This window comes from Vagococcus intermedius (assembly GCF_029144185.1).
Lineage (GTDB): Bacteria > Bacillota > Bacilli > Lactobacillales > Vagococcaceae > Vagococcus_D > Vagococcus_D intermedius.
Window position 1 is genome coordinate 1,998,642 of sequence record NZ_CP110232.1, and the last position, 26,249, is coordinate 2,024,890.

20 protein-coding genes are annotated in these 26,249 nt (G+C 37.1%); 2 read left to right on the forward strand and 18 right to left on the reverse strand.

The window, feature by feature from the left end; all coding sequences use genetic code 11:
- The first annotated feature begins 16 nt into the window (after positions 1-16).
- The gene (locus OL234_RS09315) at positions 17-985 is read left to right on the forward strand and encodes an NAD-dependent epimerase/dehydratase family protein (protein WP_275468952.1); all 969 of its coding nucleotides are present in this window, start codon (positions 17-19) and stop codon (positions 983-985) included.
- A gap of 40 nt (positions 986-1,025) precedes the next feature.
- Here OL234_RS09315 and gshAB read toward each other — a convergent pair whose 3' ends face one another.
- The 17 genes from gshAB to OL234_RS09400 all read right to left on the reverse strand — a co-directional run bounded on the left by gshAB (position 1,026) and on the right by OL234_RS09400 (position 25,086).
- The gene (gshAB, locus tag OL234_RS09320) at positions 1,026-3,317 is read right to left on the reverse strand and encodes a bifunctional glutamate--cysteine ligase GshA/glutathione synthetase GshB (RefSeq protein ID WP_275468953.1); all 2,292 of its coding nucleotides are present in this window, start codon (positions 3,315-3,317) and stop codon (positions 1,026-1,028) included.
- A 131-nt stretch (positions 3,318-3,448) separates the two neighbouring features.
- Complete coding sequence (gene ftsY / locus OL234_RS09325; RefSeq protein ID WP_275468954.1) at positions 3,449-4,915, reverse strand: signal recognition particle-docking protein FtsY; 1,467 nt, start codon at positions 4,913-4,915, stop codon at positions 3,449-3,451.
- A 12-nt stretch (positions 4,916-4,927) separates the two neighbouring features.
- Entirely contained in the window at positions 4,928-5,740 is an 813-nt protein-coding gene (locus OL234_RS09330; protein WP_275468955.1) for a Cof-type HAD-IIB family hydrolase, read from the reverse strand.
- 55 nt (positions 5,741-5,795) lie between these two features.
- Positions 5,796-9,377: a chromosome segregation protein SMC gene (gene smc, locus OL234_RS09335; protein ID WP_275468956.1), complete on the reverse strand. Its 3,582-nt coding sequence runs from the start codon at positions 9,375-9,377 to the stop codon at positions 5,796-5,798.
- Between the two features lie 101 nt (positions 9,378-9,478).
- A complete protein-coding gene (rnc, locus tag OL234_RS09340) occupies positions 9,479-10,174 on the reverse strand; it encodes a ribonuclease III (protein ID WP_275468957.1) in 696 nt (231 codons plus the stop codon).
- 218 nt (positions 10,175-10,392) lie between these two features.
- The gene (locus tag OL234_RS09345) at positions 10,393-11,772 is read right to left on the reverse strand and encodes a class II fumarate hydratase (RefSeq protein WP_275468958.1); all 1,380 of its coding nucleotides are present in this window, start codon (positions 11,770-11,772) and stop codon (positions 10,393-10,395) included.
- 164 nt (positions 11,773-11,936) lie between these two features.
- On the reverse strand, positions 11,937-13,292 hold the full coding sequence (locus tag OL234_RS09350) for an aspartate ammonia-lyase (protein ID WP_275468959.1): 1,356 nt from the start codon (positions 13,290-13,292) through the stop codon (positions 11,937-11,939).
- A 292-nt stretch (positions 13,293-13,584) separates the two neighbouring features.
- Positions 13,585-15,378 (reverse strand): oligopeptide ABC transporter substrate-binding protein, encoded by a 1,794-nt coding sequence (locus OL234_RS09355; protein WP_275468960.1) that lies wholly within the window; start codon positions 15,376-15,378, stop codon positions 13,585-13,587.
- Positions 15,379-15,401: 23 nt separating this feature from the next.
- Positions 15,402-16,325, reverse strand: a complete 924-nt coding sequence (locus tag OL234_RS09360) for an ABC transporter permease (protein ID WP_275468961.1) — start codon at positions 16,323-16,325, stop codon at positions 15,402-15,404.
- Positions 16,326-16,355: 30 nt separating this feature from the next.
- Positions 16,356-17,318 (reverse strand): oligopeptide ABC transporter permease, encoded by a 963-nt coding sequence (opp4B, locus tag OL234_RS09365; RefSeq protein WP_275468962.1) that lies wholly within the window; start codon positions 17,316-17,318, stop codon positions 16,356-16,358.
- A 2-nt stretch (positions 17,319-17,320) separates the two neighbouring features.
- Complete coding sequence (locus OL234_RS09370; RefSeq protein ID WP_275468963.1) at positions 17,321-18,271, reverse strand: ATP-binding cassette domain-containing protein; 951 nt, start codon at positions 18,269-18,271, stop codon at positions 17,321-17,323.
- Positions 18,271-19,278 carry an ABC transporter ATP-binding protein gene (locus OL234_RS09375; protein WP_275468964.1) on the reverse strand — a complete coding sequence of 336 codons (1,008 nt, stop codon included), beginning with the start codon at positions 19,276-19,278 and terminating at the stop codon, positions 18,271-18,273. Before OL234_RS09375 ends, OL234_RS09370 begins: the two co-directional genes overlap by 1 nt.
- 209 nt (positions 19,279-19,487) lie before the next feature.
- Positions 19,488-19,727 carry an acyl carrier protein gene (gene acpP / locus OL234_RS09380; protein WP_275468965.1) on the reverse strand — a complete coding sequence of 80 codons (240 nt, stop codon included), beginning with the start codon at positions 19,725-19,727 and terminating at the stop codon, positions 19,488-19,490.
- Positions 19,728-19,834: 107 nt separating this feature from the next.
- Complete coding sequence (gene plsX / locus OL234_RS09385) at positions 19,835-20,854, reverse strand: phosphate acyltransferase PlsX (protein ID WP_275468966.1); 1,020 nt, start codon at positions 20,852-20,854, stop codon at positions 19,835-19,837.
- Positions 20,855-20,884: 30 nt separating this feature from the next.
- The gene (gene recG, locus OL234_RS09390) at positions 20,885-22,924 is read right to left on the reverse strand and encodes an ATP-dependent DNA helicase RecG (protein WP_275468967.1); all 2,040 of its coding nucleotides are present in this window, start codon (positions 22,922-22,924) and stop codon (positions 20,885-20,887) included.
- 90 nt (positions 22,925-23,014) lie between these two features.
- A complete protein-coding gene (locus OL234_RS09395) occupies positions 23,015-24,685 on the reverse strand; it encodes a DAK2 domain-containing protein (RefSeq protein WP_275468968.1) in 1,671 nt (556 codons plus the stop codon).
- 38 nt (positions 24,686-24,723) lie between these two features.
- Positions 24,724-25,086, reverse strand: coding sequence for an Asp23/Gls24 family envelope stress response protein (locus OL234_RS09400; RefSeq protein WP_275468969.1), 363 nt, complete (start codon positions 25,084-25,086; stop codon positions 24,724-24,726).
- 255 nt (positions 25,087-25,341) lie between these two features.
- On the opposite strand from OL234_RS09400, the gene rpmB reads away from it, so the two are divergent.
- Positions 25,342-25,530 (forward strand): 50S ribosomal protein L28, encoded by a 189-nt coding sequence (gene rpmB / locus OL234_RS09405; protein WP_126832830.1) that lies wholly within the window; start codon positions 25,342-25,344, stop codon positions 25,528-25,530.
- A gap of 62 nt (positions 25,531-25,592) precedes the next feature.
- Here rpmB and OL234_RS09410 read toward each other — a convergent pair whose 3' ends face one another.
- Positions 25,593-26,249 carry a thiamine diphosphokinase gene (locus tag OL234_RS09410; RefSeq protein ID WP_275468970.1) on the reverse strand — a complete coding sequence of 219 codons (657 nt, stop codon included), beginning with the start codon at positions 26,247-26,249 and terminating at the stop codon, positions 25,593-25,595.

Below are 26,249 nucleotides of genomic sequence, written 5' to 3' on the forward strand. Positions count from 1 at the left end.
AAAAGGAGTGTTTCTCATGAAAAAAATTTTTATCTTAGGCGGTACGGGGTTCTTAGGTTACTATACGTTACAAGAGTGTTTGGCCACTGGCTACAGTGTTAAAACAATGGCTCTACCACCTATGCCAAAAGACGATTTATTACCAGATGAGGTCGAATGTACCCTAGGCAATTTCTTTGAACTATCTGACTCTGATATAATCGACCATCTCTCTGATTGTTATGGGGTGATTTATGCAGCCGGAGCAGATGAACGAACTATTCCTCAAAAGCCAGCCTTTAAATTCTTTTATGAGGCCAATGTCTTACCTACACAACGTTTAGCTCGTTTAGCAAAACAGGCCGGTGTTGAAAAATTTATTATTTTCGGATCTTATTTTGCTGAGTTTGCTGAACGTTTGCCTGATTATCACCTAGAGCAACAGGCCTATCCCGGAACGCGTCTTTTGCAAGAGCAGGTAGCTTTTTGTGAAGGTGAAGGCAGTATGGCTGTCATGAGTTTGCGCCTGCCTTATATTTTTGGTACAATGCCAGGTCGAACGCCCCTGTGGAAAATGTTTACTGACCAAATCAAAGACCAACCGGTTTTTCCAGCGTTAAAAGGTGGAACTGCCATGGTCACAGCTCATCAAGTCGCCCAGGCTGCTGTTGGTGCCCTAGAAAAGGGCAGTCATCGGGAAACCTATGCTATTTGTGGACATAATATGTCTTATAAAGAATTTTATGAGATGATGGTCGACGCATTAGGTCAAACTGACTACACGACAATTCCAGTGGTAGCTTATGAGTCAATGGTCGACACTTATCGCGCCATAGATGAGGAAGCAGAAAAAAACAACTTGGAACATGGTATTAAGATTGAAGTGAGCACCAAGCTTCAAACTGAAAATTTATACCTTGATCCTGATGATACCATGACTTTATTAGGCTATCAAAAAGAAGACCTGATTACTTCTATTAAAGAAACCTTAACTGCTTGTCTTTAACAAAAAAAGTGCCGTAAAACGGCACTTTTTTTATTTCTATTTAATTATTAAATAGAATCTCAGGGTATAATAATTTCAGAACATCTTGGGTTAAACGACGTCCTTTTCCAGCAAAAGGATAGACATGCATATGCATTGCTGGGTTAAAATTAGCTTCAATAATACCATAATCCTGACTCCCGCTTGTTGCTACTTTTTTGTAATCTGGAATAATCAAATCAATTCCACTAATCTTAGCTCCCATTGCCTCAACTGCTTGAATGGCAATCTCTTTGTAGCATTCTGGCATCTCATCAGTCATATCAATTGAGTCACCGCCAGTACTAACATTAGAATTTTCTCTCAAATAAACAATCTGATCTTTTTCCAAAATCGTTTCTGCTGAAACGCCTTGTTCTTGAAGCATTAATTTTTCGATGTCCCCTAATTCAATCAATTGTAAAGGGGCACGATGATTAGTGCCGCGTAATGGATCTTGATTTTTCTTTGCTACCAACTCAGCAACGGAGTGTTCGCCATCCCCACAGACATTGGCTGGAACTCGTAACATGATTGCTCTAACTTTGCCATCAATCACAAAGAAACGATATTCAGTCCCTGAAACGAATTCTTCAACTAAAATAGCACTATCTTCTGAAAATGCAATTCGAATTGCTTCTTCATAAGCTGCTTGTGAAGCCCCCTCTTTAAAGATTGAAATACCTAGACCATAGTTAGTTGATTTTGGTTTTACAACAATACCTTTTCCCATAAAATAACCATAGTTAGCAAGTGCCTCTTTTTTTGAATCAAATTCCTTTCCTTGTGGTACATTAAAACCGGCTTGGGCTAACACTTTTTTAGTCACCGTTTTATTTTCCATCATCAAAGGAACAACGTAACTATCGCGACTAGTCATATTTGCTTTTTTCACATATTCAACTTGACCACGATACGTCAATTTTAAAAATTGATCTTGACGATCTAAAACCTCAACTGCTACCCCTTTTTGAATCGCATCAAACATTAATAATTGAGTTGACAGTTCCATATCTGTAAACCCTGCTAACTGATAGGGACGAGTATAAGCTTGCTCATGATAGCTTTTCCCTAAAGAAACTGCTAAATCATGCTGAGAAATCCCTTCATTAACTTCCGTTATAATTCGACCTGCTAACGTTTTTTCAGGTGAATCAAATAGTGTTTGACAACAGGCAACTAAACTTACTAACTTATCTGGTGCACCAATTTGATTGACCATTTCTGCCATACCAGATAGGAGTTGTTCTCCTTCAACTGCTAGACTGGTTTGTGTTAAAGGATGCTCTAACGCGACCAAATCATTTAATTTTTCGCCCATTTTTAGCATATCATCAGCATCTTCAGCAGGTTCATCCATCCATAACATATACATCAAGAATAGATGAAGGACATCAATCTGCTCTTCCGTAATTCCGTAAGGCGCATAGGGATTATTATCAATATTACGAACCTCAATATAATTCACACCCTTAGCAGCCAAGTCTGCTGCATTTTTCCCACCACGTAAGCGGACCGCTGAATAAAATTCTTTCTCTTCCGAGATTTTACCGCTGTTCACTAATTCCTCAATACTTGTAACATAGTCTTCAATCGAGCGGTACGATACAAAGACCGACTCATCATTTGTATAACCATAATGGCTATTGCGGATACTTCTAACTGGTACGTTTGGCATTCCTTTTTTACACCCAGTAAAATAACCTTCCTCGGGTAAAGGAGCCGCACCAATTAAATAAGTCACCATCCAACGATAACGTAAATAATTTCGTGCTACTTTTAAATAAGCAGCTGTTTTAAACTCTTTAAACAGTTCATATTCGTCTTGTTCAGCAAATAATTTTTCTAAAAATTCAACTGAAAATTCAAAATTGTAGTGAATCCCACTAACCATCTGCTTACGTTTACCATAAGTTGCTGCTAGTTGTTCACGATAAGCCACATCTTTCGGATTTGCTAGTTTTGCAATTTTAATATCACGATCATCTTCCGGTAATTTAGGAGGCATACTCATTGGCCATAACATTTCATCTTCTGGCATTGAGCGTAACACAACCTCATGGATCGCTGCCAGCTCTTCTAGTACTTCTTTACCTGAATTAGCAACAGCTGTGATAATTTCAACTTGCGTTTCACTAAAATCTGTTTGAATTGAAGGGTGAAAATTACGACAACCAAATATCTTAGGATGATCGGTTGTCGCCAGAGTACCATCTAATGTTACCCGTTGACTTTCTTTTTCTAACCCTATTTTTACTTCTTTAAATAAAGAATGATAACTAATCTTACTAATAATATTTTGTAACGACTTCATTTGGGAGGTCACCTCATCTTTGATTGTTCTTATTAAAAGTAAATTATATCACTCTATTTCATAAAATGCTTTAATTTGAACCAGACTAAAAAACAAGGTCGTGAGTCTTAAGACTCGCGACCTTGTTTTTTTTACATATCATCTAACAGATTTGAGAAAAGACCTGTCACATATTCTTGTGGTTTAAAGGCTTGTAGATCATTGATCCCCTCACCTAACCCAACTAATTTCACTGGAATGTGTAACTCATTACGTATTGCTAGAACAATCCCACCTTTAGCTGTCCCATCTAGTTTAGTTAAAACTAAACCAGTCACATCTGTCACTTCTTTAAATTGTTTAGCTTGAACCATCGCATTTTGCCCTGTTGTCGCATCCAATACTAATAATACTTCATGAGGTGCATCGGGAATTTCTCGTTGAATCACTCGTTTGATTTTTTCTAATTCTTTCATTAAATTAACTTTATTTTGCAAACGACCTGCCGTATCAACAAATAAAATATCAGCTTCTTGTTCTTTTGCTTTTTCTATTGCATCAAAAACAACGGCAGCAGGATCTCCCCCAGCATTACCACGAACAACTTCAACCTGCGCACGCTCTCCCCAGACAACTAACTGATCAATCGCGCCCGCTCTAAAAGTATCTGCTGCCGCCATTAAAACTTTTTTACCTTCTAGGCGGTATTGATTAGCCAATTTACCAATACTTGTTGTTTTCCCAACACCATTGACTCCTACAAATAAAATAACTGTTAGATCATTCTTTTTAATATTTAATTCATTATTTTCAATCTCTTCTTGTTCCTCATAAGATGCCACTAATTTTTCAACAATCACTCGTTGCACATCTGATGATTTTTTAGCATTCTGTAATTTAACTTCTTGGCGTAACTCATCGGTAATTTTCATGGCTGTTTCAAACCCAACATCGGCAGTAATTAAAGTTTCTTCTAACTCTTCAAAAAAGTCTTCATCCACACGACGGAAGTTTGCCATTAACTCATTAAAAACTTGAGAGAATGAACGACGAGTCTTTTTCAACCCTTTAGTCATTTTTTCAGCAGAATCTTCTTCTAGTTCAACCTCTTCTGTCTTTTCCACAGTTTCAGTTACTTCTTCTTCTAGTTCAACCTCTTCTGCTTTTTCCACAGTTTCAGTTATGTCTTCTTCTAGTTCAACCTCTTCTGCCTTTTCCACAGTTTCAGTTATGTCTTCTTCTAGTTCAACCTCTTCTGCTTTTTCCACAGCTTTAGTTATGCCTTCTTCTAGTTCAACCTCTTCTGCCTTTTCCACAGTTTCAGTTACTTCTTCTTCTAGTTCAACCTCTTCTGCTTTTTCCACAGTTTCAGTTATGTCTTCTTCTAGTTCAACCTCTTCTGCCTTTTCCACAGTTTCAGTTATGTCTTCTTCTAGTTCAACCTCTTCTGCCTTTTCCACAGTTTCAGTTATGTCTTCTTCTAGTTCAACCTCTTCTGCTTTTTCCACAGTTTCAGTTATGTCTTCTTCAGATGTTTCAACATTTTCTGGTAAGTTCTTAATATCTTCTTTTTCTTCTTCACCAGTAAATACTTTTTTTAATTTATTAAAAAAACCCATTCTTTTTCCTCCTTACGCTAGTACAAATTTTTCTACTGCATGCGCCACGCCATCTTCCTCATTTGTTAAGGTAACATATTGGGCGGCTTCTTTAATTTGTTGACTACCATTGGCCATAGCGACACCTAATCCAACATACTCAATCATTGCCAGATCATTTTCCTCATCACCTAAAGCCATCATTTCTTCTGGTTTAATGTTTAATAACTCACCTAACAATTTTAAACCATAAGCTTTTGAAACTTTTTTAGGTAAAAATTCAAAGATATACTCGCCCGAACGAACAATATTGTAATGTTCGTGATAACTAGCCGGAATTAATGGCATTTTTTCTTCAATAATAGCCGGTTCCAAGGTACATACCATTTTATTAAAATCTGATTTTTCTTTTAATTCAGCTAAATTGGTATCTACATAATTTAATAATGGGTTTAGCGTATAATATAGCGACTGATTTTCTTCGGGTTCTGGTTGTACAGTCATCACAGTACTTCCCTGAACCACATCTAAAGGTAAGCCTAAAGGATAGGTTAACTCGTATAACGTTTTAGCATCCTCATAGCTCATTACTTCTTTTGCCACTATTTCCCCAGTATCATTTCGCTGAATGAGACCGCCATTAAACGTTACTGCATAATCGCCCTCATCATTAAGTCCTAAGGTTTCTAAGTGCCCAACTACTGAATTTAAGGGACGACCCGTACATAGTACTACTTTAACCCCTTGCTCTTTGGCCTTTTTTAAAATAACTTGGTTACGTTCTGAAATAGTTTTATCATTCGTCAATAAAGTTCCATCTAAATCAATGGCAATCAATTTAATCATGTTCATGACACCTTTCTCTTTCTTATAAATAATTGTGCCTAGTCTTTTCAATGCTCTATTTCGGAGCTTGATCAATGTCACCATTAGCACTAATTTCTTCAACCCTAACTGATACTATTTTTGAAACACCTGATTCTTGCATTGTCACACCATATAAGACATCGGCTGCTTCCATCGTTCCTTTACGATGCGTAATCACAATAAATTGGGTATCATCTTCAAAGTGGCTTAAATAATGACCAAAACGAGCCACATTGGCTTCATCTAAAGCCGCTTCCACCTCGTCTAAAATACAGAAGGGAACTGGCCGAACCTGAATAATTGAAAATAATAAAGCAATCGCTGTCAAGGCTCGTTCTCCTCCAGACAACAAACTCAAGCTTTGTAATTTTTTACCGGGTGGTTGTGCAACAATTTCAATTCCGGTATTCAATAGATCACTTGGATCCGTTAGGCGCAAGTCAGCATACCCACCGCCAAACATACTTGGAAATGTTTCTTGGAATTTCTCCCTAATAGCCGTAAAGATCTCTTCAAACTTGACTTTTACGACTTCATCCATCTCATTCATTGTATCATACAAACTATCTTTGGCTTCTAACAAATCAGAACGTTGCGTTGTCAAGAAGGTATAACGTTCATTGACTTCTTCAAACTGTTCAATAGCACTCACATTAATTGCTCCAAGACCATTAATTTCTTTTTTCAACTCTTTGACTTTTTGACGTGCCTCTTCCACCTCTAATTCTAAAGAGTAACTGGCTTTAGCGGCTTCAAAAGTTAAGGAATACTCTTCCTGTAAATGTTTCAAGGTATTGTCCATACCCAACTCTGAACGACTCTTTAAAACTTCTGCCTGTGATTTTTGACTCAACAAGGCTTGGCGTTCCTTGTTTGCTGCGGTTAACCGTTCATCACTCTCAGCTATTTCTTGATTTACTTGATCACGAGTTAGTTTGTAAGTTTTTAGACGTTCTTGCCAGTCACTTTTTTGTGTTTGCAACTCGCTCATTTTTTCAATCAATGCTTCTTGGGACAGGTGATGGGTCGAATGATGAGTTGTTAACGTTTCTAACTGCTCTTTTAACTGATTCATTTCAGTTTTGATTTCTTGACGATGACGGTCACAATCTGAAATCAAACGACCGGCATGATTGATCTGTTCCGTAATAACAGCTAATTTCCCTTGATTTTTTTGCAAGCTTTCTTGCGCTTCTTCTCGTTTTTTAGTATTAATCACTTCAAGAGCATCCGTGTCTGCCATTTCTTGATCTAACTGATCTTTTTTAGCTTGTAACGCGGCTAATTTTTGTTCAAGTATTACTTTTTCAGCTTCATAATCTGTTAAAAATTGAGTTAATCCTTTTGTTTCATGAGCAAAGACTTGTTGTTCCCGATCTAACTGCTGACGTTCATTTTTTAATAATTCAACAGTATTACCTAGCTCCTGTTCTTTAAAGCGAGCTGTCTCATTTTGTTGACGCAAACTTTCATAACTCTCGTTTAAATGAGCTAACTCCGTTTTTAAGCGTGTTACTAATGTTTCCCGTTGGCTAAGTTGACTCTCCATTTGTGCGACGTGTTCATTTAGGACTTTTAACTCTCCAGCTTGGGCAAATAAATTGCCTTGTCCCCCTTTTCTAGTGGCACCACCTGTCATTGACCCACCAGGGTTCATCACGTCTCCTTCTAATGAAACAACCCGATATTGATAATTAACCTGAGTTGCTAAGCGGTTAGCACTTGCTAAATCACGTGCTAACAGTGTCACCCCTAATAAATTTGCAATAATCGGTGAGACTTTCTGGTCATAGGAAATCAATTCACTGGCAATCCCAATAAAGCCTTCTGTTTGACGAACGCTTGCTAAAATATGGTCTGCTAGCTTACGCGGTCTAACTGTCGTTAAAGGTAAGAATGTCGCTCTTCCTATACGTTTCTTTTTCAAATAAGCAATACCTGCACGACCAGCTTGTTCATTTTCAACTACCACATGTTGTGCTGCCCCCCCCAGGGCTGTTTCAATTCCTAGCGCATACTCTTTTGGAACTTGAATCAACTCAGCTACGGCACCAACGATCCCATTTAATTCTGTTTTAGCTTTTAGTACTTCACGTACCCCTTGATAAAAACCAGCATAGTTATCTTGCAACTCTTGTAAACTTTTTTGTCTAGCTTGTGCTTGTTGTAAAATTTTTAATGCATCATACATTTGCTTTTCTTTTACTTCAAACTCTTGTTTACGATGAGTTAATTGTCTCTCTACTTCTTTTAAATCATTACTAAGAGCTAAGACTGTTTCTTGATAACTAGCTAACGCGATGTTCGCTTGTTCTTCACGTTGAACTAATTTTTGATTTTTTTCCACTAACATCTCATGTTGAGATAAAGCCGAACGATTTTTAGAATTTTCTTGTTCATGTTGTTTCTCTAAAAACTTCAATTCATTTCCGACTGTAGCACTTTCCTGCATGACTTCAATATATTCACTACGTAAATCAGCTAATTGTTCTTTAGCTGATTTACTGTACATTTGAACCGCTGTTTCAAGTTCTTTAACTGCTTTACGCAGTTCTTTTTGTTTAACTTCTTTTGTCTTCAAATCATCCAGTAACGCTTCACGTTCTTCTTCAAAAGCTTCTAACTTAACCTCAAGATTTTCTAATGTATTAGCATACTCACTAGTTGTTTTTTCTACATTTTGACTACGCTCAGCCAATACATTTTTTTGACCTTCTGTTTGTTCATAAGCTTCTGTTAACACTAATAATTCTTGCTGTCCCTCATCTAATTGCTGATCCAAGCTAGCTCGCTTATCATTCAAGTTAATTAATTGACGATCGAATGTGTCTATTTGTTTACTTAGACTCAAAAGCGTTGTATCTAGTTCGGTTAGACTGCTTTCTTTTGTCGCATATAACTCTTGATGCGTCAAAATATCCGCAACTGCAACCCCTACATCTAACTTAGTCAATTCTTCTTGATAACTTAAATATTTAGTTGCACGTTGGCTTTGATCCCTTAATGGCTCCAACTGAACTTCTAATTCATATACAATATCTTGAACACGATTTAAATTATCTTCTGTTTCAAACAATTTTTGTTCTGCCTGACGTTTACGTTGCTTGTACTTTAAAACACCTGCTGCTTCTTCAAAAATCCCCCGGCGGTCTTCCGGTTTACTATTAAAAATCGCCTCGACTTTCCCTTGGGAAATAATTGAAAAAGACTCTTTTCCCAAACCAGAATCCATAAATAACTCAATAATATCTTTTAAACGACAACTTTGTTTATTAATATAAAAATCACTATCACCATTTCGTTTCAAACGGCGTGTGACGCTTACTTCACTAAAATCTAGCGGTAAAAAACGCTCTTCATTGTCTAAAACTACTGTTACTTCTGCCACATTTAATTGTTTTCGTTTGGTCGTTCCTGCAAAGATAACATCTGGCATTTTACCACCGCGTAAACTTTTAGCCGATTGTTCTCCTAAAACCCAACGGATTGCCTCAGTTATGTTACTTTTCCCACTACCATTTGGACCTACGACAGCGGTTAATCCACGATCAAACTCGATAACTGTTCGCTCTGCAAAAGATTTAAATCCAGCTATCTCTAATCTTTTCAAATACACTAATCTCTGACTCCTTTCCGCTGTTCAACCTGTCATACTTTTACTGATAAAGTTAAAGACAGCTGAACAGTATCAAAAAAACTGACCTGTCCAGCTGATGTTTAATTATTGTTCAAATCTGATATTGCTGCAGCTGCTGCGCTCTGCTCCGCCATTTTTTTAGATTTTCCTTGCCCTCTTCCAATAACATGTCCTTCAACACTGACTTCAACAGCGAATTGACGATTATGGGCAGGTCCTTCTTCTCCGACCAATTGATAAGAGATAGCCACGTCACCGTTTCGTTGTAATATTTCTTGAAGCGCAGTCTTATGATCCATCTCATGTGAAAAAGCACCAGATTCTATTTTCGGAAAAATAACTTGTGCTACAAACTTTTCAGCTGCAACCAACCCTTGATCCAAATATAAAGCTCCTAAAAATGATTCGAATAAGTCACATAATAAGGCAGGTCTTTGACGACCATTGGAATTCTCTTCCCCTTTACCTAAACGAATATAGTGGTCAAACTGACACGCTTTAGCAAATTTAGCTAAACTATCTTCACAAACAATCGCTGCTCGCATTTTAGTTAATTTACCTTCTGGTAAATCTGTAAATTTCCCATATAAGTATTCTGAAATAATTAGCTCTAAAACAGCATCTCCTAAAAATTCCAAACGCTCATTGTCAGTTAGTTCTAAATATCGATGCTCATTGACATAAGATGAATGAGTAAATGCGTCTTCTAATAGTGTGGTATCTTTAAATTCAACTTGAAACCTTTTCTTTATCAACTGTAATAATTGTTCATTCATATCAATCACCCTTTTTCTTTTAACTACACTCATCTTATTATACTGTTTTTAACCAACTTTTTAAACGATTTAACTAAAATATCATGAAATACCTGATATAAAAGCTAATCACTAACCCTAATTGTTACTAAATATTTTAGACGCTCATAACCACTCAACAAAAAAACCAGTCTGGCGCTTGTCATGTTTGACTAGCTGCGACTGGTTTCATTTTTTAATTAATTTAACATCGTTTTTGGATCTAAGAATCCTTTTAACTCTTCTTCATTATAATCTGTTAACTCTAAGGCAGCTTCTAGCAAGCTCAATTCATTTTCAAAGGCATACTTCGCCGTCTTAGCACTCTCGTCATAGCCAATATGAGGACTCAAAGCTGTTACTAGCATCAAAGAATCGTCTAACAATTGAGTCATACGTTTTTCATTTACTTCAATGCCACTTAAGCAACGTTCTCTAAACGAGCACATGCCATCACTTAATAAACGCACTGTTTGTACAAAATTCAACATAATAACAGGTTTAAAAACATTTAATTCAAAGTTTCCCTGGCTAGCCGCAAATTGAATGGTTGTATGATTTCCCATAATTTGTGCTGTAATCATCGTTAAAGCCTCTGCTTGAGTAGGGTTAATCTTACCGGGCATAATTGAGGAACCAGGCTCGTTACTTGGAATCGTAATTTCACCAATACCACAACGTGGTCCACTAGCTAACCAGCGAATATCATTGGCAATCTTCATTAAGTCTCCTGCTAAGCCTGTCAAAATACCGTGAACAGCTGTCATATTGCTATGAGAAGTTAAGCCATAAAATTTATTAGGTTCGTCCATAAAACCTGGATAATACGTTTTATTAATTTCACTTACCATTCCTTTAGAAAAAGTCGGTGAGGCATTGAGACCCGTTCCAACAGCCGTTCCACCAATTGGCAAATAAGCTAATTCTTCTAAGGTTTGGTTTAATAAGTGTTGATTTTTTTCAATCATCCCGCGCCAACCACTAATTTCTTGGGCAAAAGTCAAAGGTGTCGCATCTTGTAAATGTGTTCGACCAATTTTAACTTGGTTTTGATAGGTCTTTTCCAAATTTTTTAATAGCTCAATCCAGTTACCCAACTCTGGTAAGACTTCTTCTTTTACCATACGATAAGCTGCCATATTCATTCCTGTCGGGAAGACATCGTTGGAACTTTGCGACTTATTAATGTCATCATTTGGATGTAACTGAATACCACGATTTTTTTGATTACCTAAAAAAGCAATGACTTCATTAACATTCATATTTGTCTGAGTCCCACTACCTGTTTGCCATACTTTCAAGGGGAAATGTTCTCCAATTGAGTCTTTAGCTAAAATTTCATCACAGACCTCTATAATTAACGTCATTTTTTCTTCAGCCAATTTGCCTTCTAGGCCATTCTGAACCGCAGCTGCTCGCTTTACGTGAACTAAACTACGCATTAATTCCTCTGGCATTACCTCTGTGCCAATCGGGAAATTTTGTAGACTACGCTGCGTTTGTGCGCCCCAGCTAGCCGTTGTAGCTACTTTAATTTCACCGATTGAATCTTTTTCTATCCGGTAATCTGTCACCTTCATCACTCCTTATAGACACATCCAACTTAGGGACAATCATCTGATTTAATTAGATCGCCGCTAAGTAAGTTGATGTCATTAGTTATTTCTTAATTATCATAACGTTTCTCTTACTATTAGTAAATATTTCTGAAAATCTAACCTCTTAAAATCACATTATTTTAGTGTTAATCCATAATTTGTTTTAAAATACTTTCTGATACACCATGTTCGCGAGCCACTTCTAGTACTGTTTTATCTTCACGTAAACTTTGTTTCGTAATAGATGATGCCTCATCATAGCCAATATGACTTGCCAAGCTAGTTGTCAAATAAGTACTTCTTTCTAACAATTCACGACAACGTTTTTCATTCACTTCAATTCCAATTACACAATTATCAATAAATGAACGGAAGGCGTTGGTTAACGCATTGAATGATTCAATCATTGTATAGAAAATAACCGGTTCAAATGCATTTAACTCTAACTGCCCCGCTTCAACAGCCATTGAAATCGTCACATTATGACCTGCAACTAAAAAGGCCGCTTGCGTCACCACTTCAGGAATCACCGGATTAATCTTACCTGGCATAATTGATGATCCATTTTGACGTGAAGGGATAAATAACTCACCTAGGCCCGTACGAGGACCAGATGATAACAGACGAATATCATTGGCAACTTTCGATGTACTTAAAGCGATTGTTTTCAAACAATCTGATACTACTGCATAACAATCAATATTTTGAGTCCCATCGACTAAGTCCTCAGCTACCTCTAAATCAAAACCAGTAATACTATTTAAATGTTTTACTACCATGTTAGGTAGGTCATTGTGGGCTGAGATACCTGTCCCTATCGCTGTCCCCCCCATGTTCAATGAACTAATTTCTGAACGAACATTGACAAGACGGGCAATATTACGTTTCGTCAACACATAGTAAGCATTGAATTCTGCCCCTACTGTAATAGGTACTGCATCACTTAATTGTGTCCGTCCCATTTTTTTAATATCCTTAAATGCTTCCGCTTTAACTTTAAAAGCTGCTGCCAAGTCACTTAAGGTCGGTAATAACTGATCCATCATTTTCAAGAAGGTTAATTTCCCAGCACTTGGGTAAACATCATTCGTTGACTGACCTTTATTGACATGATCGTTCGGACTAACAACCGTATAATCACCTTTTTCGCCACCTAATAATTCAATCGCACGATTAGCTAAGACTTCATTAATGTTCATATTCGTACTCGTACCTGCCCCACCTTGAATGGGGTCAACAATCATTTGATCATATAGATTTCCTTGCAACATCTCATCAGCGGCTTTAATAATAGCCTCACCTATTTTTATATCTAATTCGCCTAACTCCATATTTGCCATAGCGGTTGCTTTTTTTATTTCAACTAGACTTTCAACAAATAATGGATCTAATTTAAGCTTAGTAATTTGAAAGTTATCCACTGCACGTTGCGCATTGACCCCATAATAAGCTTCTTTCGGAATATCTATATTACCTACACTGTCATGTTCTTTACGATACATTTTAATTCCTCCTAATTAGTTGTTGGCTTTCTAGTTTGTAATTTTTCATTTATTAAAACTATTTAACACTGTTTTTTTATAATTATAGTATAACTAAAAAAAAGCGCTTTCTGATCTTTCTCATGTATATTTTTTACTATCTGTGGCTTTTTTTAATCTATTCAAGCAGTATTCTCATACAATTCCCTTAGTGTTCTCTTTTAATTCACAGAAAATGAAAAGGGTTACATAAAACCGAATAAAAAACAAAAAAAGACCTGAGCCTAGGACTCAGATCTTTTTTTATTCGTATTTAACGTTTTTCAGCTGTTACGCCAACTTTACTCCATAATTCATTAGATCGTAATTGCGGATCCCAATCAAAGCCTGTAACACGACTACTAACTGGTAATACTTCATTACGATACAAAGTTGGAATAACAAAGGCTTCATCTACAGCATATGCTTGCCATTCGTCAAATGCTTTTTTACGGAAATCAGCATCAAATGATTTTTCAGAATCAATATTTGCTAGTAATTTATCATTTTCTTCACTTGCAAAACGTGTGTAGTTAAATTGTGCATTACGTCCGTATAAACCACTTGGTGAAGGATCTTCCCCGACTCCCCACGCCCCTTGGTAAACATCAATCTCAGGGTCATCATTTTTCAATTTGTCATAAAATGACTGCATATCTAGTAAACGACCACCTGTTAATTCAACATTTAAACCAATGTCTTTCCACTCTTGCATATAATACTCTGCTAATGGTTGCGCTGTTTCACCACCAGACATTGAAGCAAACTTGATTACTAACTCTTTGCCATCTTTATCTTCAACTAAACCATCACCATCGACATCTTTATAACCAGCATCTGCTAATAATTTTTTGGCTTTGTCTTTATCTTGAGTGTAACCTTTTAATTCAGAGTTGTGGAATGTTTTAAAAATTGGTGGAATTAATGTTGTCGCATTTGAACGTAACCCGTTGTAGAATTGACTTCCAACAACATTATTATCAACCGCATAGCCCATTGCTTGACGCAAATTTTTATCAGCCATTTTTGCTTTTGAATCAGTTACAACTTCGTCATGTTCCTTATCCCACTTGCCTTGTTTAAACCCAATATACGTATATGATAATTCTTCACGACCTAAAATTTCGTAACCTTCAACATCTTTAAACGTTGGGTACATATCTGTTGGTACTTTAAGTGCAATATCATATTTTTTAGATTTTAAAGCTTCTACGATTGAGGCTGGTTGAGCTGTTGAAAAAACTAATTTATCCATCTTAGGTTTTTCTCCATAGTAGTGTTTATTTGGCACATAGACTACTGATTCACCTGGTTTAATTTTATCCATAACATATGGACCAAACGTTACTGGATTTTTACGAACAGCATCTGATGACTCCAGGTCTTTCACCGGAATATCTTTTAAGACGTGTTTCGGTGCCGCATTTCCTGATAAACCACCGTCAACTTGTAACATACTTGGATTCATCTCTTTAAATTCAACCGTCATTGTTTTATCATCGACTTTTTTAATCCCTGAAATGGTATCTGCTTTACCACTATGATAATCATCCATCCCCACAATATTCGTATAGCGATTATCATAACGCACACCTGTATAGTCTTTATGTCCAATAATCTCATAAGGGTAGATCACATCTTCAATCGTCACAGGTTCACCATCTGACCAGACAGCTTCTTTTTGTAATGTTACTGTGGCAATATTTTTATCTTTATCAATATCTAATTTAGCGACTCCATCATTAGTGATTTTAAAATCTTTATCCATTGTAAATAACGGTTCATGTGAAGGTGTCATAAATTGAAGATCTGTATTGTCTGAATATAATTCCCATAAGAATAAACCTTGGAATTGTGAATCCGTTACAACTGCCACATCTAACGTCCCACCTTCAATTGGCTTCTCTTTATTTGAAACTGCTAAAGGAAAACTTTCCATATCGACTTTTTCGATTGACTTATTTTCTTTCGCCTTATCACCTTTTTTTCCTCCACCACTACACGCTGCTAGTGATAGTACTGCTACAGCTGTTAAAGCTAACAATCCATACTTTTTACTTTTTTTCATTATTCATAACCCTCCTTTTAGTTTTAACCCAAACGTTGTCTAGCATCCGCTGAACGTTTCAAGGCTTGACCCACATAATTGATACTTAACATCATAACTAAAATTAAAATTGAGGCTGGTAACCAGACCCATAATTTATTTGATAGAACATCCCCATTTGCAGCATAGGCAATTAAGGTTCCCAAACTAGGGACATCACTCGGCAAACCAAAACCTAAGAAGGTTAGGGTTGTTTCAATCCCAATATTTGAAGCAAAGTTCATCGTTAAATTGGTAATAATTAGGGAACTCAAGTTAGGCATAATTTCTCTAAACATGATTTTAAAATCGCTTGTTCCCAATGTTTTCGAGGCACTTACATAGTCTCTACGACCTTCGGATAAAGTCTTACTTCTAAAAAGTCTGGCTTTGCCGACCCAATAGAACCCACTCATGATAAAGATAAATGACCACACATTGTATCGTGGAATAATCGTAACAAAAACGATGATAATCATTTGAATTGGTAAGATCATAACAAAATCGACAATCCTCATTAAAATATTGTCAACAATTCCACCGTAATAGCCAGCTGCAATCCCTAACCCAACTCCAATAACTGACGTGATAATTGTGATTGCAAAACCAATCATAATTGAGTTTCTAGCACCAATAATCAACTGGCCTAAAACATCACGCCCACCTTCGTCTGCTCCTAAGAGAAAAGTCATGTCTTTGGTCAAACTATACGTACCAGGTTCAGCGTATTTATCTAAAATACTCACCTTCATAATATCTGCTTGATTAACTACTAAAGCACCAATGAAAACCGTCAGTAAAATGATGACTAACAAGGCTAATGAAAATAGTGCTAATTTATCTTTTTTAAACTCACGGCTGATCATCTTAACACCCATCGGTGGGATACTTTCAACTGCAACATCTGTCTTGCTAATTGCTTCGCTCATACTATTCGCCATCCTTTCCTAAGTTATTTATTATTGAATTCTGATTCTAGGGTCGACAATACTCATAATAATATCGGATAATAACGTCCCAATTAAGGTCGCAATTCCTAAGATTAAAATAAGTGAGGTAATGACCGTATAGTCACGTTGGAGAATCGAATCAATAAACAACTTACCAATACCAGGATAGGCAAATATTTTTTCAATCACGATTGACCCACTAATTAAACCTGTAATTTCATATCCTAATTGTGAGGCAATTGGTAGTGATGCATTTCTGAAAATATGACGCGTATAAACACGATTAGTCGGAACCCCTTTTGATCTAGCTGTCCGAACGTAGTCAAGACCTTGGGAATCGATCACTTCGCTTCGTAAGTATTGAATCGTAACGGCTGTAGCAAGCAAGGCTTGAGAGATACCTGGTAAAATCAAATGATGGAATCTATCCCAGTAATACGCTCCGGTCCCTTTCACTGCCCAGCTGGACACTGATCCTGTTGTAGGGAACCAATCCAAACGGTAACCAAAGATAAATAACATAATTAAGGCAAAGATAAATACCGGCACTGCAAAACTAAAGAAATTATAAATCACTACCATCTTGTCAAACCAAGAATTTTTATAACGACCTGAAAGTAAACCTAAAGGTAAGGCAATCAAGTAGGTCATAATCACGGTAACAATTGATAATAAAATCGTATTTAATGCACGCTCACCAATAATGGTTGAAACTGGTAACTTATAAAGGAAGCTTGTTCCAAAATCACCATGTAAGGCATTACCAATCCATCTAAAATACTGGGTATACCATGGATCATTTAAACCTGCTGCCTCACGCATCTGTTCAATAACAGCTGCATCCATGTTAGGGTTAATCAAACCTGTAAAAGGATCCCCAGGCATGGCCTTAGCTAATAAAAAGATGAATACGCTTAAAATCATAATTTGCGGAATCATCAAAATAACACGTCTTAATATCGTCTTCCACATAATTAGTTCCCCCCACTTTCCAAATGTAACAACGCCGCCAAATGAGATGGACTAACTGGTGCTAAATCGTATACTCGTCCATTTTCATCATAATAGTCTCTTTGTAAGGTTTGGAACTCACGTTCCACTTCCCGACGACGCGTTTTATGTGCTTCACGATTCGCCACATCAATCTTTGGAATCGCAGACAATAAACGTTTGGTGTATATATGTTGAGGGTTGTTATAGATATCTTCTCGTGTCCCGATTTCAACAAAACGACCTTTGTGCATAATTGCTAAATTATCACACATATGTTTCACAACACCTAAGTCATGAGAGATAAATAAGTAACTGAGACCAAATTGTTCTTGAATATGTTTCATAAAGTTCAAAACTTGGGCTTGAACTGACAAATCTAAAGCTGAGACAGGTTCGTCTGCCACAATTAACTTAGGACTCGTTGCCACCGCTCGAGCTACCCCTAAACGTTGACGTTGTCCGCCTGAGAATTCATGAGGGTATTTGTACAACGCATCGGTTGGCATACCTACAATATCTAACATCTCTTGTACTTTGCGTTTTTCTTCCTGATCAGATAGCCGTTCAAAGTTATGAATCGGTTCACCAATAATATCAATCACCCTTTTTTTAGGGTTTAAACTAGACATCGAATCTTGGAAAATCATCTGGACATCTTTGTTATAATCTAACGATTTACGAATGCTCTTTTTTGTAACATCTTGCCCTTCATAAATAATTTCCCCTGAGGTAACTTTTTCTAAACCAACAATCGCTTTTCCTGTTGTTGATTTTCCTGAACCAGACTCTCCAACTAGACCATAGGTTTTGCCTTTTTCAATGATAAAATCAACACCATCAACTGCAAACACGTGATCTGTCACACGATTGAAAAAACCACTCCGTATTGGGTAATGAACTTTTAAATCTTTAATTGTTATTAACTCACTCATTAAGCCTCACCTACCTGATCTTTAAAATGAAATCCTTGATAACAGGTGCAACGGACAAGATGATCTGGTCCAACTTCATGCAACTCTGGTTCTTCTTCATGGGCACTCTCTGGTATCCAACCAATCCTTGAGGCGAAACGACAACCCTTACGTGGTAAATTCTTTAAAGAAGGGACAATCCCTTCAATAACATGTAAGTCTTGATCAATAGAATCTTCTTGTGGAATCGAGTTTAACAATGACCGCGTATAAGGATGTTTCGGATTGGCAAAAAGTTCAGCAACGAGTGCCTGCTCAACCACTTGTCCTGCATACATGACGGCTACTCGATCAGCCATTTCAGCTACAACAGCTAAATCGTGGGTAATTAAAATAATTCCCGCCTCAGTTTCTTGTTGTAATTCTACTAATAAATCTAATATTTGTGCTTGAATCGTAACGTCTAAAGCCGTAGTTGGCTCATCAGCAATAATAATAGGTGGCTTACACGAAATAGCAATAGCAATAATAACCCTCTGACGCATGCCTCCTGAAAGTTCATGGGGGTATTGTTTAGCAACACGCTCTGGATTTTTAATCCCCACTTGCCCTAACAATTCAAGGACACGAGCTGCTCGTTTTTCTTTACCAAAATCAGTATGGTATGACAACCCTTCAGCAATTTGATCACCAATTCTCATTAAAGGGTTTAACGCTGACAAGGGATCCTGGAAAATCATGCCGATATCGTTACCACGTACTTGATTGTACAAGGTTTCATTAAACTCTAGTAAATTCAGATTTTTATAAATAACCTGTCCAGTGATTTTTGTATTTCCTGCATTGTGCAACCCCATAATCGTTGTTGCTAAGGTACTTTTGCCACATCCAGATTCTCCAACAATAGCTAAAATCTCATTTTTATCAAGTGTTAAAGAAATACCATCAACAGCATCATAATAATCGTCCTTGATTCGAAACCCTGTATGTAAATCGCGGATGTCTAATAATTGTTCCTCTTGCTTCATTAGGCTACCCCTTCCTACTTTTTGGTTAAAGAAAAATAAATTATTTTTTAATCTTTTTTTAATTTTCTCTCTGATATTTAATGATTATACCTTGTTTTCTCATTTAAGACAACTTTTTCTCATAAAAAAATCATATTTATCTAAATATGTCGGAAAATAAAACAAAAAAAACAAGTTATTATTAGTTTTCTCTAATAATAACTTGTTTTTTATTGATGGCTAGTTATATACTCAACTGCTGCACCGATTGTTTCGATTTTTTCAGCATCCTCATCCGAAATCTCTGTTCCAAACTCATCTTCTAGTTCCAGAACAAATTCCATGATACTAATTGAATCCGCGCCTAAGTCGTCTTTAATGTTAAGGTTTTCTACAACCTTTTCTTCTTCAATATCAAAATGTTTTGTGATAATTGAACGTACTTTTTGTAGGACTTCCTCTTTAGTCATGTCTGTTCACCTCCAAACTATTGCAAACTCTTTACAAAGAACTCACTACTATTTTACTGATATATCTTAGGTTTGTCTATCCTTTTTTTATAAATCACGGCTTAAACTTACTTATTTTTGATCTCAACTTCCACTTCATTTTCAAAGTGCGTCACCAAATCAGCAATAACCTGACTATCTAGCATCGTTTTAATTTGAGTAATCGTATGTTTGACAGCCTCGGGGCCAGTTGAACCATGGGTTTTAATAACAGGGGCTTTCAGCCCAAACAAGACGGCTCCCCCATGAGAGGAATAATCCAATTCTTGTTTCATTTGTTTTAAGGAGTCTTTCAATAGTAGTGCCCCCAACTTCCCTTTCCAACCTGCGCCTAAAATTGATTTTTTCAAAACAGACATCAACGATAGCGCCGTTCCCTCTGTCGCTTTTAGGACGGCATTTCCGGTAAAACCATCCGTTACCACAACATCAGCTGCACCCGTTAGTAACTCTCGGGCTTCAATGTTACCAATAAAATTCAAATTAGGATCTGAAGACAATAACTCATAAGTTTTCTTCGTCAAATCACTACCCTTAGATGCTTCGGAACCATTATTTAACAAAGCTACCCGTGGTTGCTTAATTCCACGGACATTTTTGGCATAGTATGAGGCTAAAATACCATACTGTAATAAATGCTCAGGTTTATTATCAGCATTTGCACCCATATCAATAAAGTCAAAGCCTGCATCAGGTTGCCCCATAACTGGCATCGTTGTCATTAGACCTGGACGTTCAACATTTTTAATTCTCCCAATGATAAACAATCCCGCTGCTAAAAGTGCTCCGGTATTTCCAGCTGAAAAAATAGCATCCGCCTGCCCTTCTTTAACAGCCTTTGCTGCTAAAACCATTGACGCTGTTTTTTTACGACGAATAGCCCGAACCGGTTCATCATCACTTTCAATTTTTTCATCTGTGTGAATGATAGTTATATTTGTTTCAGAAGTGATATATTTTCTAATCTCACTCTCTTTTCCATATAACTGAAATTCAATATCTGGATAGCTTGCTTGTGCTAACATAATTCCTTCAACAATTGCTCGTGGCGCATGATCGCCACCCATTGCATCAACTGCTATTCTCATAACTTACTCCTCTTCTTCCTATAATATCGTTTAGTCAAACCACGTATTGGTTGTTTCTTCATTAAATAATTTTTGTTTAAGTAAGGCATACTCACTTAATTGCCACCAATCTGGAACTTGCCAAATAGCTGCCGCATCTTGTCTAGCTGCTTCCATGATCGCAAAATCAGCAACTATGTCCCCGACACTAAACTCTGGTAAGCCGGATTGTTTCGCTCCAAAGACTTCACCAGGGCCACGCATTTCTAAATCTTTTTGACTTAGAACAAACCCATCATTAGTCTCTGTCATAATCTTCATACGGGCAGCTCCAACGTCACTCTTTGGGTTAGCAACTAAAATACAGTGAGAGGCTTTTTTCCCTCGGCCAACACGGCCACGTAATTGGTGTAACTGAGCCAAACCAAAACGATCGGCATCCATAATAATCATGACTGTCGCATTTGGTACATTGACGCCCACTTCAATAACCGTCGTTGAAACTAAAACTTGGCACCTATTTTCTTTAAACTCTGCCATAATTGCGTCTTTTTCTGATGCCTTCATTTTACCGTGTAAAAGCCCCACTTCAAATTTCTCCTGATACTGCTCTTGGAGATGCTCGTATATCTCAGTAGCATTTTTGACATCTAACGTTTCTGATTCTTCAATTAAAGGACAGATAACATACGCTTGATTACCTGCTTGTAACTCTTTATTTAACCACTCGATAACTGCTTCAAATTGTGGCGGACGTACCCACCTAGTTTCAATCGGAATGCGACCCGCAGGGAGTTCATCAATGACAGAGACATCCATTTCACCATAAGCTGTAATCGCTAATGTTCGAGGAATAGGGGTAGCCGTCATGAATAGAACATCTGGGTTTAAACCTTTTTCCCTTAGAATCTTCCGTTGGTTAACACCAAAACGATGTTGTTCATCTGTGATAACTAAACCCAACTGATGGAAAATAACCTCTTCTTGAATTAAAGCATGGGTTCCCACTATAATATCGAGTCGGCCATCAGCCAACTCTGATAAAATTTGACGGCGCTCTTTAGCTTTAGTCGAACCTGTCAATAAAGCAACTTTAACTTCCAACGGATCAAATAACTCATTAAGACTGGCCAGATGCTGTTCTGCTAAAATCTCAGTAGGCACCATCAACGCTCCTTGGTGCCCTGCACTCACCGTAGCGTATAAAGCAATAGCGGCAACTACTGTCTTTCCACTCCCCACATCTCCCTGTAAAAGACGCAACATATGGTTAGAACTACGCATATCACGACAAATATCATTCGTGACTTTTTTTTGGGCATTTGTCAGCTCAAAAGGGAGGGTTTGAGTAAAATTTTTTAATCGATTCACATCATATAGTAGGGCTTGCCCTTCATTTACATCCCGTTCTTGTTGCCGAAGTTGTTGCAACTTTAGTTGAAATTCAAAAAATTCCTCATAAATCAAACGACGACGAGCTAATTGACTCATACGCTGATCAGGGGGGAAATGCATCATTTCAACTGCCGGACGCCTTGCCATTAAATTATATTGCTTAAGTAACTTCGTAGGGAGCCATTCAGCAATTAGCTCGCCATACTCAACAAAAGCTAGACGAATTAAATCAACTAAGGTTGTTTGTCTCATTTGTTTTGTAACATGGTAGATTGGTGCAAAATCAATCTCACTCTCTTTTCCTCCAAGGATTTTCATTCCTGTTAAAGACTTGCGTTTGGCATCCCACTTGCCATAAACCGCAATTTCCTCCGAGACATTAATCTTATTCTTCAAAAAATTTTGATTAAAAAATGTGACATTAATAACAGCATGGTCTTGCATCATTCGGAAGCTTAGACGACTTTTACGATAGCCATAGTGAGAAACAACTGCGTCAGATAAAACTAAACCTTTTAAGACGACTTTTTCTTGGTCGGCAATTTCTGTTAATTCTTTTGTTTGAATATCATCATAACGAAATGGATAATAGGTTAGCAAATCTTCCACTGTCTCAATACCAAGTTTAGCTAAAACTTCTACTCGTTTAGGTCCAACACCTGACAAACACTGAACAGAATCTGTCAACTTTTTCATAAGCCACCTCCATGCTTTTTACTTGCTGTCTACTATTATACAATACAAAAAAGCCAAACAAAACTGTTTGGCTTTTTTGTATTAATTTAGTTATTCAACTGAGAATAAGTATGGATAAACTGGTTGTTCCCCATTATGAATTTCAACTTCTAATTCACTATCAATATTTAAAAGCGCCGCCTCTAGAGCTTCTGCTTCTTCCATCTTACCGTCTTCTCCTACAATAATCGTCACGATTTCACTATCTTCAGTTAACATTTTTTCCAATGTTGCTAAAGATGCGCCTGCTAATTCAGGTTGGCAAACGATAATTTTCCCTTCTAACATGCCAATGTATTGATCTTTCACAATCTCAATTCCATCGATGTTAGTATCTCGGACTGCTGTGGTGACTTGGCCACTTGTAACATCTTCAAGCATGTCGGTCATCGCAGCTTGGTTCTCTTCAAGCGATACTTGATCGTTAAAGCCTAACATTGCTGTCATCCCTTGAGAAACTGTTTTTGATGGAATCACCACGACAGGTAACTCACTAACCTCAGCGGCTTGATCTGCTGCCATAAAGATGTTTTTATTATTTGGTAAAATAATTACTTTTTCAGCATTTACCTCTTCAATTGCTTTCAAAATATCTTCTGTACTTGGATTCATCGTTTGACCACCACTAATAACATAGTTGGCACCTAAGCTACGAAATAACTCTTGTACTCCAGCTCCAGCTGCGATGGCAATCACACCATAAGGTGTTGGTGCAGGTTTTTCTGTGACTACTTTTTCATTTTCTAAAATAGTATCATGTTGTTGACGCATGTTATCTACTTTAATTTTAACTAATGAGCCAAATTTTTGACCATAGTTCATCACTTCACCTGGGCGTTCAGTATGTACATGAACTTTAATGATTTCATCATCGGCTACGACTAGTAAGGAGTCCCCTAATTCATTTAAATAGTTACGGAACGTATCATAATCAAATTCGCTATCGACTGTTTCACCTTCACCGATTTTCACCATAATCTCTGTACAGTAACCAAATTGAATATCTTCAGTTGCCACATGCCCTGCGACACTGCGATGATGTTCTGCATTCACCATTTCATCCATCTGTGCTGTGTTTGGTTGGTAAACAGGATTTTCTACAGCTTTTCCAGAAAGCACTTCTAAGAAACCTTCATAGATAAACAATAGACCTTGTCCACCACTATCAACTACACCTACTTCTTTTAAAACAGGCAATAAATCTGGTGTTCGGTCTAATGATTTTTTAGCACCTTCAACAACAGCTGTCATTACTTCAATACAGTCATCCGTTTCAAGCGCTTTTTTTTCACCAGCTTTCGCAGCTTCACGTGACACAGTTAAAATAGTCCCTTCAACAGGCTTCATCACTGCTTTATAAGCTGTTTCAACCCCATGTGTAAAGGCTGATGCTAACTCTTTTGCTTCTAACTCTACTACATCTGGAATTTTTTTAGAGAAACCACGAAATAATTGAGATAAAATAACTCCTGAATTACCACGGGCTCCCATTAATAAGCCTTTTGAAAGAACTTGTGCAAGCTCTCCTACATTCTCTGATACGCTTGATGTGACTGCTTTAGCGCCACTTGTCATTGATAAGTTCATGTTCGTTCCTGTATCACCATCTGGTACTGGAAATACATTTAACGAGTTAACATATTCTGCATTTTTATCCAATCGGTCTGCTCCAGCTTGTACCATTGCTTGAAACTGTCCGCTATTAATTGCTGTTACCTTCACTTAATTATCCTCCTTAGATTAAACTACTCAGATTATAATTAATCCGGCAGCACACGTACGTCTTGAACAAACACATTGACTGAATTAGCCGTCATGCCTAACATTGTTTCAAGGTTATATTTAACACTTTCTTGCACATTTCGGCTTACTTCTGAAATTTTTGTTCCGTAGCTAACAATGGTATAAACGTCAATTGCTACACCGTTGTCTTCTTGACGAACAACAACCCCACGAGCATAATTCTCTTTGCGTAGAATTTCATTTAAATTATCTTTAATTTGATTTTTACTAGCCATTCCAACAATGCCGTAAATATCAGTTGCGGCACCGCCAACTACCGTTGCGATAACATCATTACTAATTTCGATCGTTCCTGCTTGCGTTTTAATTTTTACAGCCATAAGATTAAGCCTCCTTTGAGCAAAAAAGCCCATTTTCTTCTCATTATTTTATCATAGGCACGTATCATTTAAAAGGTTTATCCTCCTTTTATTAGTAAATACTTCTCGCTTTCTTAAAAATAACTGGAAACTTTCCATGATTTTAGTAATAAAAACATAAATTCTACTTGCAAAAACTTCCTAGCTATGATAAATTAATCTAGTATGAGCAGAACAAATTTCTGTTACAAATAACAAAGCAAAGGAGGAAGAAACATGGCAAAAGAATGTTATATTACTGGACGTAAATCTAGAAGCGGTAATACACGCTCTCACGCGATGAATGCATCAAAACGTACTTGGAAACCTAATTTACAAAAAGTTCGCATTTTAGTAGACGGTAAACCAAAGAAAGTTTGGGTTTCAACTCGTGCTTTGAAATCAGGTAAAGTTGAACGCGTATAAAACATTTAAAACATAAATGACCCTCAAACAAGGTTTGAAGGTCATTTTTATTTTGCCTATTTTTATAAATCACAACTTTGAATGACTGCCACACGACCACTTTTAAAAGAAAAATTAGTCGTCTTGCCAACAAACTCATTGCTCGCAAAACTAATCGGCAAGTCACTATCATAATTGGTTAAAGCGTACTTTGCATCATACAGAGTTAACCCCGTAACAGGTGTTAATGTCACGTAAGCCAAGTATTTTTTATCGGCTTCTTTTATGACACTGTACTTACCTGGTTTAAAATACGTCACCGTATTTTGTTGGTCCTTAATCGTCAAACGGTCTAGGATGGTCGCAAATGGGGGATGTAGCGGTAGCCAAAGATTAGCTAAAAAATGATCTAAACGGCCGCCTGTTGCCCCAATCAAGGTATAGTTTGTCTTTGAATTTGCTTTTTCCATCACCAATCTTAACGCCATTTGAGTGTCTGTCTCATCTTTTTCTGCCTGAGCATAATACCTTTCTGCTACATTTTCCTCAACGAAACTCAACTCTTTTGCACTCAAAGAATCAAAATCTCCTACTGCCATATTAGGAATAATTCCTTGTTGAATTAGGTGTAAAGACCCTCGGTCAATCCCTACCCAAAAAATTTCCTGTTCTAAATACTCTGTTAAATCAGGCCACAACTCAGGGCAACCCCCTGCCACTAACACAATATTAGTTATCAT